Source organism: Rhizobium moroccans (assembly GCF_057559155.1).
In genome coordinates, this window is sequence record NZ_JBHFJG010000013.1 from 176239 (window position 1) to 190601 (window position 14363).

The following is a 14363-nucleotide window of genomic DNA, read 5'->3' on the forward strand; positions in this document are numbered from 1 at the left end:
GATAGGTTGGAAAGACTATCGCTTCCCTAGCACAGCTCGCCGTCTGCGCCTATGGCCAGAATTTGGGATCGGTCAGGCGGCCTGCACATCCTCGACGGATTGCGGTTTCGTAAGCGTCATGATGTCGGCGCCGGCGCCCATCCGCTGCCAGGAGATCATCTCGAGCGTGCCGTCCCGGTGTTCGGCCACGGCGGTGCAGCTTTCCACCCAATCGCCCGTATTGACGTAGTGGATGCCGTCGATGTCCTGCATCACCGCATGGTGGATGTGCCCGCAAATGACGCCATCGACATTGTTGCGGCGTGCCTCTTCCGCCACGACGTTCTGGAACTCCCCGATGAAATTGACGGCGTGCTTGACCTGAAGCTTGGCCCAGGCGGAGAACGACCAATAGGGCATGCCGAGCTTGCGGCGGATCGCGGCAAGCCAGCCGTTGACGACGATCGCCGCGTCATAGGCCCAGTCGCCGAGATAGGCGAGCAGCCGGGCATTGCGCACCACGACGTCGAATTCGTCGCCATGCAGGACGAGATACTTCTTCCCGTCGGCCATTTCGTGGATCATGCGTTCGGCCACTTCTATGCCGCCGAAATGCATTCCCGGAAAATCGCGCAGGAATTCGTCGTGGTTGCCGGGGATGTAGACGATCCGCGTGCCTTTTCTCGCCTTGCGCAGAAGCTTCTGGACAACGTCGTTGCAGCCCTGGGGCCAGTACCAGTTTCGCTTCAGCCGCCAGCCGTCGACGATGTCGCCGACGAGAACGATGGTTTCGGCTTCGTGGTGACGGAGAAAATCGAGGAGGAGTTCCGTTCGTGCCGCCTTGGAGCCCAGATGCACGTCGGAAATGAACAACGTCCTGAAATGCCTGATCTGTGGACCGTTCACGAAGCTGCCCTTTCGTTGCCCGCTTTCAGTCTCCCAAAATCAGACTCGTGTTTCAGGAAGATGACAACGCGCCGCTTCGCGCCCGGCGGCGCGATTCTGACGCAGGCGCAAATTTGATGCTGTCCACCCCTGCCGATTGATGTAAGGAGGGTTTCTGTTTCGAAGATATGGGTAGCGCAATGGCAGAAGGAACGATGGATTCTCAACAGAAGTCGCAGGGCACGCCGACAAGTGGCGATCTCGATGAACAGGCGCTGTTTTTCCACCGTTACCCACGCCCCGGAAAGCTGGAGATCCAGGCGACCAAGCCGCTCGGCAACCAGCGCGATCTGGCCCTTGCCTATTCGCCGGGTGTCGCAGCACCCTGCCTTGCGATCCGCGACAATCCCGACATGGCGGCGGATTATACTGCCCGCGCCAACCTCGTCGCCGTGATCTCGAACGGCTCGGCGGTGCTCGGTCTCGGCAATATCGGCCCGCTCGCCTCGAAGCCCGTCATGGAGGGCAAGGCGGTGCTCTTCAAGAAGTTCGCGGGCATCGACGTCTTCGATATCGAGATCGACGCGCCGGGGATCGACGCGATGGTCTCGACCGTCTCGGCGCTCGAACCCACTTTCGGCGGCATCAATCTCGAGGATATCAAGGCCCCGGAATGCTTCGAGGTGGAGCGCCGGCTTCGCGAGAAGATGAACATTCCGGTCTTCCACGACGACCAGCACGGAACCGCGATCATCGTCGCCGCAGCCATCCTGAACGGCCTCGAGCTCGCCGGCAAGAACATCGCCGAGGTGAAGATCGTCACCTCTGGCGCCGGCGCGGCCGCGCTTGCCTGTCTCCATCTCCTGGTGTCGCTGGGCGCCAAACCGGAGAACATCTGGGTTCATGACATCGAGGGCCTCGTCTACGAGGGCCGCACCGAGCTCATGGACGAGTGGAAGTCGATCTACGCGCAGAAGAGCGACAAGCGCACGCTCGCCGAAAGCATCGGCGGCGCCGACGTCTTCCTCGGCCTCTCCGCCGCCGGCGTGCTGAAGCCCGAACTGCTTGCCCAGATGGCGGAAAAGCCGCTCATCCTGGCGCTTGCCAACCCCACACCCGAGATCATGCCGGAACTTGCCCGCAAGGCGCGCCCGGACGCAATGATCTGCACCGGCCGTTCGGATTTCCCGAACCAGGTCAACAACGTTCTCTGCTTCCCCTATATCTTCCGCGGCGCGCTCGATTGCGGCGCCCGCACGATCAACGAGGAAATGAAGATGGCGGCGGTCCGGGCGATCGCAGCGCTTGCTCGCGAGGAAGTTTCCGACGTCGCAGCCCGTGCCTATTCGGAAGACACGCCAATCTTCGGGCCGGATTACCTGATCCCCTCGCCCTTCGACCCGCGGCTGATCCTTCGCATCGCGCCGGCCGTCGCAAGAGCGGCCGCCGAAACCGGCGTCGCCTCCCGTCCGATCCAGGACTTCGACGCCTATCTTGATCAGCTCAACCGTTTCGTCTGGCGCTCCGGCTTCGTCATGAAGCCGATCTTCACCGCCGCCAAGGACGCCGAGAAGAAGCGCGTCATCTTCGCCGAAGGCGAGGACGAGCGTGTGCTGCGCGCGGCCCAGGTGCTGCTCGAGGAAAACATCGCCAAGCCGATCCTCATCGGCCGTCCCTCGGTCATCGAGGCGCGCCTCAAGCGTTTCGGCATCCGCATCCGGCCGAATGTCGATTTCGCAGTCGTCAATCCAGAAGACGATCCGCGCTACCGCGAGTATGTCGAGGATTATTTCGCGCTGGTCGGCCGCAACGGCATCAACCCGGAAGCCGCGCGCACCATCGTCCGCACCAATACCACCGTCATCGGCGCGCTCTCCGTGCGGCGCGGCGAGGCCGACGCGCTGATCTGCGGCCTTGAAGGCCGCTACGACCGCCATCTGCGCGACGTGGGCCAGATCATCGGCAAACGGCCGGGCGTCTGTGCCTTCTCCGGCCTCAGCCTAATCATTTCGCAGCGTGGCGCGATCTTCTTCAGCGACACCTTCGTCAACTACAACCCGTCCGCCCGCGAAATCGCGGAGATCACCGTGCTTTCGGCGCAGGAAATCCGCCGCTTCGGCATCACCCCCAAGGCGGCGCTGATCTGCCACTCGAACTTCGGCTCGCGCAATTCCGAAAGTGCAGCCAAGATGCGCGAGGCGCTCGGCATCGTGCGGGAACTGGCGCCCGATCTCGAAGTCGATGGCGAGATGCAGGGCGGCTCGGCGCTTTCCGAAGCGCTTCGCAAGCGCGCCATGCCGAACAGCACACTGACCGGCGAAGCGAACCTCCTCGTCTTCCCCAATCTCGATGCCGCCAATATCACGCTCGGCATCACGCGGGAGATGATGGACGCGCTGCATGTCGGCCCGATCCTGCTCGGGACCGCAATGCCGGCACATATCCTGTCGCAGTCGGTCACCTCGCGCGGCGTCGTCAACATGGCGGCGCTCGCCGTGGTGGAGGCGTCGCAGCCCTAACGCATGTCACGTAAAAGTGTCCTGAAAGGTGAAAGCGGATACGATCTATCCACACGCTTCAGGCACGACTATTATGACATTATCAACCGACCAGTCCGATGATCGAGGCTTGAACTCAAACTTCACCGGATGACGCCATGCAACCTCGCGGGTTCCTGATCGTCCCTCTTCTGGCTATTGCGCTCCTGCCCATCGCGGCCGCGGCGCAGGACCGACCGGATTGCGAAGCGCTTCAGCGCAGGCTCGGCAACAGCCCGCAAGTCATCGGCAACACGGCTGAGGTGCGGTATCACGCGCAGGAACTTAGCCGGCTTAACGCCGATATCCGCGATCTCAGGATCGAAATGCGGCGGGCGGGCTGCGGCGCGGGCAGCATCGTTTCCTTCGGCGGCCCGGACGATATCTGCAGCGACATGCAGGCCGAACTCGGCGCCATGGAAGCCGACCGCCAGGACATCACGATGCGGCGCGACGAGGCACGGTCCTTGGTGCGGCCGTCGGCGGATCCATCCGGGGTTCTCGCGGCATTGCAACGAAACGGCTGTGACGTGACGGAAATTTCCGCCCTGCCGAAGGCTGCCGAACCCGAGCAGTCCGGCAACGCCGCCATCGAACCCTATTCCGGCATCACCAACCTGCGCACCCTTGCCCCCGCGCAGCCCTCCGAGCCGGCCAAGTCTGCCGAGTTGAAGCCGGAGCCGCCGCCGGAGCGCCCCTACGATCGGAACCAGAAGGTGCGCAGCGTCGGGCCGCAATTCTTTCCGGAAGAAAACGATATCGATCTCGCCAACCCGGCCTCACCGGGACCGCAGCCCATGCAGTGATTCAGCGGCCTGGTTCCTGCCAGCGGTCGCGGAAGACCAGGTCTTCCAGCGGCAGCCGTTGCCGCCAGCCCTTGATCGCCAGTTCCGGCTCCGGGTAGAGCCGGTCGACATAGCCGAGACAAAGCCAGGCGACGATCTCGATCCGCTCGGGAATGCCGAGCAGTTCGCGCACGTCCTTGTCGTGGAAAATGCTGACCCAGCCGACGCCCACCCCTTCGGCGCGCGCCGCGAGCCAGAGGTTCTGCACGGCGCAGACCGTGGAATAGACGTCCATGCGCGGATTATGCGTGCGGCCGAGCACCACCGGCCCGGCGCGGTCGGGATCGCAGGTGACGCAGATCGAGAGCGGCGCCTTGCGGATGCCCTCGAGCTTCAGGCTCCTGTAGTGATCCCGCTTCTCCTGGGGAAACATCGCCTCGGCCTCCGCATTGGCGCGCGAGAAGGCAGCCCAGGCCGCCTCGCGCACGGCCGGATCACGGATCAGGATGAAGTTCCACGGCTGCATGAAGCCGACGGAGGGCGCCGAATGCGCAGCACCCAGAAGCCTCGCTACGAGGTCGTCCGGCAGCGTGTCGGGAAGGAACTGGTCGCGCACATCGCGCCGGGTCTCGATCGCCCGGTAGACGGCTTCGCGCTCGGCGGGTTCGAACGCCGCGGCAGCCTCCAACCCGTTATCCTTGTCAGCACTCATGGGATCGGAAAATAACGGACATAGGCGAACCGTTCTCCTTCCGGCGCCCAATTGGGCGAGTTCATCGTTCCCTGCCCGCCGAAGAGATCGAACAGCGTCTCGACATTGCCGCCGTCCATATCCATCAGCCGCACCCTGACTTGTCTGTCGCGCGGATGGTCGAACACGTCGGCGTCGTAGGAGACGAAGACCACCTTGTCACCCTTCGGTGACGGATGCGGAAACCAGTCCCCGTAATCGCTATGGGTGATGCGTTCCACCGCGCCGCCTTGCGCCGGAACGCGCCAGATCTGCATCAGCCCGGTGCGGCTCGAATTGAAATAGATCCACTTCCCGTCAGGCGAATAATCCGGCCCGTCATTGCGGCCCTCGCCGAAGGTCAACCGCTTCTCCTCGCCGCCTTCGATGCCGATCGTATAGATGTCGAAGACCTGATCGCGGATGCCGCAATAGGCGAAGGTCTTCCCATCGGGAGACCAGCCGTGCCAGTAGGACGGCAGGTTGCGCGTCACCAGTTTCGGTTCGCCACCTTCGGCCGGCAGCACGTAGATTGCCGACTTGCCGAATTCCACCTTGTCGGAAATCGCGATCAGGCTGCCATCCGGCGAGATCCCGTGATCGTTGTTGCACTGGCTCGCAAAGCCGGTATCCAGAAGCTTGGGCCCGCTGTCACCATCCGGCGACAGGCGATAGATCAGCCCTTCGCTGTTGAGCATCAAGTAACGCCCGTCCGGCGACCAGTTCGGCGCTTCGAACAACTCGTCCGTCTGCCATACCACGCGGCTCGCGCGCGTGCGGATGTCGAAGATTTCGATCGAACTACGAAGCGCCATCCGTGGTCCTATCGGTCGCGGAAACGGTTGGTGATCGGGTAACGCCGGTCGCGGCCGAAATTCTTCTTGGTGATCTTCACGCCCGGCGCCGATTGGCGGCGCTTGTATTCGGCGAGATAAAGCAGGTGCTCGATGCGGTGCACGGTCGCCACATCGTGCCCGCGCTCCACGATCTCCTCCGTGCTCATTTCCATCTCGACCAGGCACTCCAGGATATCGTCGAGCACCGGATAGGGAGGCAGCGAATCCTGGTCCGTCTGGTTGGGACGCAGCTCAGCGGAAGGCGCCTTGGAGATGATGTTCTTGGGGATCACCTCGCCCGTCGGGCCCAGCGCGCCGGGCGGCAGGTGTTCGTTGCGCCAGGCGGCCAGCGCATAGACCTGCATCTTGTAGAGGTCCTTGATCGGGTTGAAGCCGCCGTTCATGTCGCCATAGAGTGTCGCATAGCCGACCGACATTTCCGACTTGTTGCCCGTCGTCACCACCATGGAGCCGAACTTGTTGGAGATCGCCATCAGGATCGTGCCGCGGGCGCGGCTCTGCAGGTTTTCCTCGGTAATGCCCTCATCCGTACCCTCGAAAAGCTCGGAAAGCGCGGAGGAGAAACCGTCGACCGGCTCGGCGATCGGCACGATGTCGTAGCGGCAGCCGAGCGCCCGCGCGCAATCGGCGGCATCCTTGAACGAATCCTCCGACGTATAGCGGTAGGGCAGCATGACGGTGCGCACCCGCTCCTCGCCCAGTGCATCCACGGCGATTGCCGCGCAGATCGCCGAGTCGATACCGCCCGAGAGGCCCAATACCACGGACTTGAAGCCGTTCTTGTTGACGTAGTCGCGGAAGCCGAGCAGGCAGGCGCGGTAATCCGCCTCTTCCTTTTCCGGGATGCGCGACATCGGTCCGTTCGTGCAGCGCCAGCCCTCGCCATTCCTCTTCCATTCGGTGACGGCGATGGCCGGCTCGAACTGGCTCATCTGGAAGGCGAGCGAATTGTCGGCATTGAGCGCGAAGCTCGCGCCGTCGAACACCAGTTCGTCCTGCCCGCCGACCTGGTTGGCGAAGAGCAGCGGCAGGCCGCTCTCGATCACCTGGCGCAACGCCACCTGATGGCGGACATCCACCTTGCCGCGATAATAGGGCGAGCCGTTCGGGACGATCAGGATCTCGGCGCCGCTTTCGGCCAGCGTCTCGCAGACGCCCATGTCGTTCCAGATTTCCTCGCAGATCGGGATGCCGATCCGGATACCCCTAAAATTGTAGGGTCCGGAAATCGATCCTTCCGTGAAGACCCGCTTCTCGTCGAACTCGCCGTAATTGGGCAGATCGACCTTGTCCCTTATGGCGACGATCTTGCCGCCATCGAGCAGCGCCACCGCATTGTGCCTGCCTTCCTTGCCCTGGCGCGGAAACCCGATCACCACGCCCGGACCGCCATCGGCGGTATCGGCGGCCAGATCCTCCACCGCCTTCAGGCAAGCTTTCAGGAACGCCGGCTTCAGCACCAGATCCTCCGGCGGATAGCCGGAGATGAAGAGTTCGGTGAAGACGATGAGATCCGCCCCTTCACGGGCGGCATCCTTTCGGGCCTCGCGGGCCAACGCCAAATTGCCGGCGACATCGCCGACCGTGGGGTTGAGCTGTGCAACGGCGATACGCAGGGTCTGGCGGTTTTCTTCGGTCATGACAATGATTTAACGTTGGGATCGAATAGCGGCAACGTCGCCGTAGCACATTTTTTCAACATCGTCTCGTCAGCCATCCGCAACTTCATCGGCGGATTCCCGTCTTCGGCACAAGCGTTTTCCACTACTATTGTTTGCATAAATCGAGAATCGCTCAATTTTTACGAAGTTTCATAACCTCCGATTAGCGTCCGCCCTGCACGATCAGCGACATTGCATTTATGAATGGGGTTGGGGCAATGTCGGCACGACTCAAACACCTGTTAGGCTCGAGATCGGGCGCCTCGGCGGTGGAATTCGCCATCATCGCGCCGGTCTTCTTTCTCACGCTCTTTTCGCTGATCGGCTACGGCATCTATCTGAGTGCCGCCCATTCCGTCCAGCAGCTCGCGGCGGACGCCGCCCGCACCGCCATCGCCGGCCTCAATGCCACCGAACGGAAAGAGCTCGTCCGCAACTTTCTCGACACGTCCACGATGAACCACGCCTTCCTGAGGAAGGATCATCTGACGCTGGACGTCGAGGACGATCCGAAAAATCCCAACCAGTTCACCGTCGCCATCGAATACGACGCGGGCGACCTGCCGATCTGGAATCTCTTCAGCTATGCCCTGCCGGATCAGCGTATCCGCAGGTTCTCCACCATGAGGATGGGAGGGATATGACATGCGGGGACTGTGGCATACATCACGTGGGCTGCTGAGGGACACGCGCGGCAATATCGCCATTTCGGCCGCCCTCACCTTTCCGGTCGTCATAGGCGCGCTCGCGCTCGGCATCGACTACGGCAATCTCACGCTTCAGAAGCGCGCCTTGCAGCAGACCGCCGACCTCTCGGCAATCGCCGCCTCCAGCGCCATGAACAAGCCGGAAGAGGCCGTGCTTTCCTATTTCCAGATGAACGGCCAAAATCTCGCCGTCCGCACGGAAACGGGGGCGATGACACCGGAAGGCGAAATTCCCTTCGATCCGGAAAAGATTTTCGAAAGTCGAGACGGCTACGCCATGCTCGTCAAGGGGCGCTACGTGCCCGATCCCGAAAAACCGGTGGATCAGCGCTTCCAGGCGGGTGTCCAGCCCTATGACGCGGTGAAGGTGACGGTCGTGCGCAAGAGCGATCTCTTCTTCGCCGGCAGCTTCGCCACCGCGCCGGAACTGCGGGCGACCGGCACCGCCGCAAGCAACAAGGTGGCTGCCTTTTCAGTCGGCTCGCGGCTTGCAAGCCTCGACGGCGGCATATTGAACGCGCTGCTCGGCAAGCTCCTCGGCACGACGGTGTCGCTGAAGGTCATGGACTACCGGGCGCTCGTGGATACCCAGGTGAACCTGCTCCACGTGCTGGACGCGCTCGCGATCGATCTCGGCCTGACTGCAGGCACCTATTCGGACGTGCTCGCGACCGAAATCACCTATGGCAAGCTGCTCGACGCGCTCGGCAAGACCACCGGCGTTACACCGGCCGTCGATACCGTGCTGAACACGCTTGAAAATGCGCTCGGCAGGACGCAGGTCAAGCTGAAGCTCGAGGAAATCCTGGCGCTCGGTCCGCTCTCGGAAAACCTCGTCGGCCAGGGTGACGGGTTGATGGTCAAGGCGAGCCTGATGGACATCATCTCGGCCGCGGCCGTCGCCGGCAACAATGGCAAGCAGCTCGCCATCGATCTCGGGGCCACCATTCCGGGGCTTGCCTCGATCACGCTGGATCTCGCGATCGGCGAACCGCCCGTCGGCACGCCTCCGACCGCCGTCGGCGAGCCGGGTACCGTCGTCCGCACCGCCCAGACGCGGCTTGCGCTGCGGGTCGCGGTCGATGGGCTTGCGGCGATCGCCGGGCTGAAGGTGGAAGTTCCACTCTATCTGGAAGTCGCCCACGCAGAAGCGCGGCTTGCCGATATCCGCTGCGGTGCCGGATCGCCGGGCACGGTCGATGTCGAAGTGGTTCCGGGGGTCGCTTCCCTCGGCCTAGGCAAGGTCGATCAGACCGCTTTCGAGAATTTCGGCACGAAACCGCGCGTGACGGAGGCAAAAATCCTCTCGTCGCTCCTCATCAACATCACAGGCAAGGCGGATATCGCCGCGGGCAATCTCACGAAGAAGACGCTGACCTTCTCGCCCGCTGACATAGCCGCCGCACGTGTCCAATCCGTACCGACCACCGACACGCTGACAAGCCTCCTCACCTCGGCTATCCGCCGGCTCAAACTCGAAATCCAGGTGGGGCCGCTTGCTCTCGGAACGCCAACGCTCATCCAGAACGCGCTGGCCGATACGCTGGGCCTTTTGACCAAGCCGCTCGACACGGTGCTCTACAACTTGCTTGTTACGCTGGGCGTGCGGATCGGCGAGGCCGACGTGCGGGTCACCGGCGTGAGCTGCCAGCGTCCGGTGCTCGTCCAGTAATCCGGCACGAAGCACGGAAAGCAGAAAGGCCGGCGTTTCCGCCGGCCTTCTTCATGTTTGCTCTTCGAAAACGGCCGATCAGCCGTTCACGACCATGCGCTTCTCGTCGCGGCCGCTCTTCATGCGCTCGGCGAGCAGGAAGGCCAGTTCCAGCGCCTGGTCCGCGTTGAGGCGCGGATCGCAATGGGTGTGGTAGCGATCCTGCAGGTCACCGGCCGTAACGGCACGTGCGCCGCCGGTGCATTCGGTCACGTCCTTGCCGGTCATCTCGACATGGATGCCGCCCGGATGCGTGCCCTCGGCGCGGTGGATCTGGAAGAAGCTTTCCACTTCCGAAAGGATACGCTCGAACGGCCGGGTCTTGTAGTTGTTGAGCGTGATCGTGTTGCCGTGCATCGGATCGCAGGACCAGACGACCTTTTTGCCTTCGCGCTCCACGGCGCGGATCAGCTTCGGAAGGCTGTCGGCGACCTTGTCGTGGCCGAAACGGCAGATCAGCGTCAGGCGGCCCGCTTCGTTTGCCGGGTTCAGCGCGTCGATGAGTTCGATCAGGTTATCGGGCTGCAGCGAGGGGCCGCATTTGAGGCCGATCGGGTTCTTGATGCCGCGGAAATATTCTACATGCGCATGGTCGAGCTGGCGCGTGCGGTCGCCGATCCAGATCATGTGGCCGGATGTGGCGTACCAGTCGCCAGACGTGGAGTCGACGCGGGTCAGCGCTTCCTCGTAGCCCAGAAGCAGCGCCTCGTGGCTGGTGAAGAAGTCCGTCTCGCGCAGGCTCGGCTGGTTTTCCGCGGTGATGCCGATCGCCTTCATGAACTCCATGGTTTCGCTGATGCGGTCGGCAAGCTTGCGGTAGCGCTCGCCCTGCGGGCTGTCCTTCACGAAACCGAGCATCCACTTGTGGACGTTTTCGAGATTGGCATAGCCGCCCATGGCGAAGGCGCGGATCAGGTTGAGCGTCGCGGCCGACTGCCGGTAGGCGTCGAGCTGGCGCTCCGGGTTCGGCGTGCGCGACTCTTGCGTGAAATCGATGCCGTTGATGATGTCGCCGCGATAGGACGGCAGCTCCACCTCGCCCTGCTTCTCGATGTTCGAGGAGCGCGGCTTGGCGAACTGGCCGGCGATGCGCCCGACCTTCACGACCGGAAGCTGCGCGCCATAGGTCAGAACCACGGCCATCTGCAGGAAGGAGCGGAAGAAGTCGCGGATATTGTCCGCGCCATGTTCCGCGAAGCTTTCGGCGCAGTCGCCGCCCTGCAGCAGGAAAGCATTGCCTTCCGCAACGCTTGCGAGCTGCTTCTTCAGACGCCGAGCCTCACCGGCAAAGACGAGCGGCGGAAAGGTCGCAAGCTGTGCTTCCGTTGCAGCCAGCGCGGCCTGATCCGGATATTCCGGGACCTGCTGGATCGGTTTCAGCCGCCATGTGCTCGGGGTCCAGTTTTGTGCCATCTTACTCACCTGTTTGCCGCATCGGCAGATGCCGCCGCGCGCCTTCGATCTCGGGGATGCGGGCTTATAAACCTTAACGAAGCTCTTGCATAGCGGCAGTTACAGCCGGCCGCATGTTGCGACGAACCCACTATTTTTGAGGGGTCCGCCGCATACGGCAAGCTGGAATCCGCCTCTCTCGCTCAGGCGTCCACGCGCTCGCCGTTCACCACCCGGTAGCTCGGCTTGTACATGGTGACGAGTTCTTCGGCAGCCGTCGGATGCACCGCCATGGTGCGGTCGAAATCTTCCTTGGTGAGCCCGGCCTTCAACGGAATGCCCAGAAGCTGCGCCATCTCGCCCGCGTCGTGGCCGAGAACGTGCGCGCCAACCACCTTGCGGCTCTTCGCATCGACCACGAGCTTCATGATCATCTTCTCCGCGCGGCCCGAGAGCGTCGCCTTCATCGGGCGGAATTCGGCGCGGTAGACCTCGATCACGGGATATTTCTTACAGGCGGCTTCTTCCGAAAGCCCGACCGTGCCGATCTCGGGCTGCGAGAAGACGGCCGTCGGGATGAGTTCGTGGTCGGGCGCCGTCGGATTGTCCTTGAAGGCCGTCTCGATGAAGCACATGGCCTCATGGATCGCTACCGGGGTCAGCTGTACCCGGTCGGTGACATCGCCGAGTGCGTAGATATGCGGAATGCTCGTGCGGGAATATTCGTCCACGACGATCGCTCCGCGCTCGTTCACCTCGACGCCGGCTGCCTCCAGTCCGAGTCCTTGCGTGTTCGGATCGCGCCCAAGAGCCAGCATGATCGTATCGACGGCGATCGTCTCGCCGCTGAGGGTGCGGGCGACGAGCCCGCCGGCCGGCGCCTTCGTCACTTCCTCGATGACATCGGTCAGGACGATGCGGATACCCTTTTCCACCATCGCCTTGTGGAGCCCCTGGCGCATATCCTGGTCGAAGCGGACAAGGATCTCCTTGCCGCGATAGATCAGCGTCGTATCCACGCCGAGGCCGTGGAAGATATTGGCGAACTCAACCGCGATGTAGCCGCCGCCTGAAATCAGGATCGAGCGCGGCAGCTCGGGCAGATCGAAGGCCTCGTTGGAGGAAATGCAGAGCTCGTGCCCGGGAAGGGCAGCGTGCGGGTTCGGCGAGCCGCCGGTCGCGATCACGATCTTTTCCGCCGTGACGGTCTTGCCCGTATTTACCAGCCGGATCGTGTGGGCATCCACCAGTTCGGCCCGAGTTTCCAGAACCTCGGCGCCGTTATTCTCCAGTCCCCTGCGGTAGAGGCCTTCGAGACGGGCGATCTCCTTGTCCTTGGCGGCGATCAGCTTCTTCCAGTCGAAGGTGCTCGTTCCCACCTCCCAGCCGAAGCCAACGGCATCCTCGAAATGCTCGCCGAATTGCGAGGCGTAGACGAAGAGTTTCTTCGGCACGCAGCCACGGATGACGCAGGTTCCGCCGAAGCGATATTCTTCCGCGATCGCCACCCTCTTTCCGAGCGACGCCGCGACGCGGCCCGCCCTCACGCCCCCCGATCCGCCACCGATCACAAAGAGGTCGTAATCATAGGCGGCCATGGGGTTCTCCTTCGGCAGGCAATGGAATGTGGCACTCATATAATGATTGCGGCCGGAAAAGGAAAAGCCCGGATCGCTCCGGGCTTCACAAAATCCTTTTGCCGATGCGGCACTTACTGCTGCGGCTGGCCTTCGGCCGGCGGCGCCACGCTTTCGGCGGCCGGAGCCTGAACGGGAGCCGCGTCGATCACGCCGCGGAGCTTTTCGCTGCTCTGGGCGGTCAGGTCGCGGGAAATGCCGTTTGCCCAGATCTCGGCAGACTTCGCGAGTTCGCGGGCAACCAGCGGACCGTTGGTCAAGAGCTTCTTGCCGGCCTCGGTGCCGTAGAAGGCGGTAATGGCCTTGAGCTCGTCGATGGTGAAGGTCTTGGCGTAGGTCGTCGCAGCCTCGCGCTCCAGATCGGAACGGCGGGCGGCGAGACTGATTGCCACCTCGTCGACACCGGCGGAAATCTGCTCCTGGAAGTTCGGCGATGCCTGGATGAACTCGGCCTTCAGCCGCTCGGCGAGGTTCGGCAGGATGGCATCATAGCGATCGGTGGCGTTGATCGCGTCGATCGTTGCGCGCGCAGCCGCAAGATGCTCCTCGGAAATCTCCTGCGCGCTCGCGGGCGCAGCAAAGGCGCCGGCAAGAAGAATCGCAACAGCGGCGGCACGCCCAAAAACCGCAAATCTGACCATGAGTTGATTGCTCCTGTAAATTATTTCGCCTTCAACGTCCGCACTCCCGCCGGACCGGCGATGATCGCAAAGGACGCCATATTGATGAACAACCCGTGTTCAACGACACCGGGAATCGAATTCAGCTCGCCAGAGAGAGCCTCTGCATCAGGAATACGGCCAAAAGATGCGTCGAAAATGAAGTGGCCGCCGTCCGTCGTGAACGGGTCTTCGCCGGCTTTGCGCAGCTTCAGCTCACCCGAAAGACCAAGCCGCGCTGCCGCTTTTTCGATGGCGATGCGGGTGGATGTCTGGCCGAAAGGGTTGATCTCGATCGGCAGCGGAAAGGCGCCGAGCGTATCCACGAGCTTGGTTTCGTCGGCGATGACGATCATGCGGTTCGAAGCCGCCGCGACGATCTTCTCGCGCAGAAGCGCGCCGCCGCCGCCCTTGATGAGGCTGAGACCGCCGTCCACCTCGTCGGCGCCGTCGACTGTCAAATCGAGCTCCGGAAGTTCCTCCAGGGATTTCAGCGGCACGCCGAGTTCAAGGCAGAGCCTCGCAGTACGCTCGGATGTCGGAACGCCCTCCACCCGCAGCCCCTCGGCCACCTTCTCGGCGAGCAGCCGGACGAATTCCTCGGCTGTCGAGCCTGTGCCGATGCCGAGCCGCATGCCGTCCTCGACATAGGCCAGCGCCGCCTCGGCTGCCTTGATCTTCATTTCCCGGGCGTCCATGCGCCAAAAGCTCCCCCGATGTTTCGCCGAACCGCTGTTTACACGCCTCCCCCGCCAAACGAAAGACCCCGATCGCGTGAAAACAGGCATATCCGCCGACGCTGTCAGACGCCTCATCATTTGCA

12 protein-coding genes are annotated in these 14363 nt (G+C 62.8%); 4 read left to right on the plus strand and 8 right to left on the minus strand.

Translation table 11 applies throughout. The features are described from left to right. Positions 1-72: 72 nt before the first annotated feature. On the minus strand, positions 73-885 hold the full coding sequence (locus tag ACE04I_RS10515) for a UDP-2,3-diacylglucosamine diphosphatase (RefSeq protein ID WP_046792379.1): 813 nt from the start codon (positions 883-885) through the stop codon (positions 73-75). 194 nt (positions 886-1079) lie between these two features. On the opposite strand from ACE04I_RS10515, the gene ACE04I_RS10520 reads away from it, so the two are divergent. Together ACE04I_RS10520 and ACE04I_RS10525 are read left to right on the plus strand one after the other, a co-directional pair. Then, positions 1080-3383, plus strand: a complete 2304-nt coding sequence (locus ACE04I_RS10520; RefSeq protein WP_046792989.1) for an NADP-dependent malic enzyme — start codon at positions 1080-1082, stop codon at positions 3381-3383. Positions 3384-3520: 137 nt separating this feature from the next. Then, on the plus strand, positions 3521-4207 hold the full coding sequence (locus tag ACE04I_RS10525) for a hypothetical protein (protein WP_052760320.1): 687 nt from the start codon (positions 3521-3523) through the stop codon (positions 4205-4207). A 1-nt stretch (position 4208) separates the two neighbouring features. Here ACE04I_RS10525 and bluB read toward each other — a convergent pair whose 3' ends face one another. From bluB to ACE04I_RS10540, 3 genes are read right to left on the minus strand one after another with little or no spacing between them, the layout of a single operon-like run. After that, on the minus strand, positions 4209-4898 hold the full coding sequence (gene bluB, locus ACE04I_RS10530) for a 5,6-dimethylbenzimidazole synthase (RefSeq protein ID WP_046792380.1): 690 nt from the start codon (positions 4896-4898) through the stop codon (positions 4209-4211). Beyond that, positions 4895-5731 (minus strand): TolB family protein, encoded by an 837-nt coding sequence (locus ACE04I_RS10535; protein WP_046792381.1) that lies wholly within the window; start codon positions 5729-5731, stop codon positions 4895-4897. The genes bluB and ACE04I_RS10535 overlap by 4 nt, the downstream gene beginning before the upstream one ends. 8 nt (positions 5732-5739) lie before the next feature. Then, positions 5740-7413 (minus strand): NAD+ synthase, encoded by a 1674-nt coding sequence (locus ACE04I_RS10540; RefSeq protein WP_046792382.1) that lies wholly within the window; start codon positions 7411-7413, stop codon positions 5740-5742. A gap of 239 nt (positions 7414-7652) precedes the next feature. On the opposite strand from ACE04I_RS10540, the gene ACE04I_RS10545 reads away from it, so the two are divergent. Then, positions 7653-8078 carry a TadE/TadG family type IV pilus assembly protein gene (locus ACE04I_RS10545; RefSeq protein WP_046792383.1) on the plus strand — a complete coding sequence of 142 codons (426 nt, stop codon included), beginning with the start codon at positions 7653-7655 and terminating at the stop codon, positions 8076-8078. A gap of 1 nt (position 8079) precedes the next feature. After that, entirely contained in the window at positions 8080-9813 is a 1734-nt protein-coding gene (locus ACE04I_RS10550; protein ID WP_046792384.1) for a TadG family pilus assembly protein, read from the plus strand. A 78-nt stretch (positions 9814-9891) separates the two neighbouring features. Here ACE04I_RS10550 and ACE04I_RS10555 read toward each other — a convergent pair whose 3' ends face one another. From ACE04I_RS10555 to rpiA, 4 genes are all read right to left on the minus strand, one after another. Then, positions 9892-11265 (minus strand): class II 3-deoxy-7-phosphoheptulonate synthase, encoded by a 1374-nt coding sequence (locus ACE04I_RS10555; protein WP_046792385.1) that lies wholly within the window; start codon positions 11263-11265, stop codon positions 9892-9894. A gap of 182 nt (positions 11266-11447) precedes the next feature. Then, positions 11448-12842 (minus strand): glutathione-disulfide reductase, encoded by a 1395-nt coding sequence (gor, locus tag ACE04I_RS10560; protein ID WP_046792386.1) that lies wholly within the window; start codon positions 12840-12842, stop codon positions 11448-11450. Between the two features lie 113 nt (positions 12843-12955). Then, positions 12956-13522, minus strand: coding sequence for a DUF2059 domain-containing protein (locus ACE04I_RS10565; RefSeq protein ID WP_046792387.1), 567 nt, complete (start codon positions 13520-13522; stop codon positions 12956-12958). A 20-nt stretch (positions 13523-13542) separates the two neighbouring features. Beyond that, positions 13543-14238 (minus strand): ribose-5-phosphate isomerase RpiA, encoded by a 696-nt coding sequence (rpiA, locus tag ACE04I_RS10570; RefSeq protein WP_046792388.1) that lies wholly within the window; start codon positions 14236-14238, stop codon positions 13543-13545. Between the last annotated feature and the right edge of the window lie 125 nt (positions 14239-14363).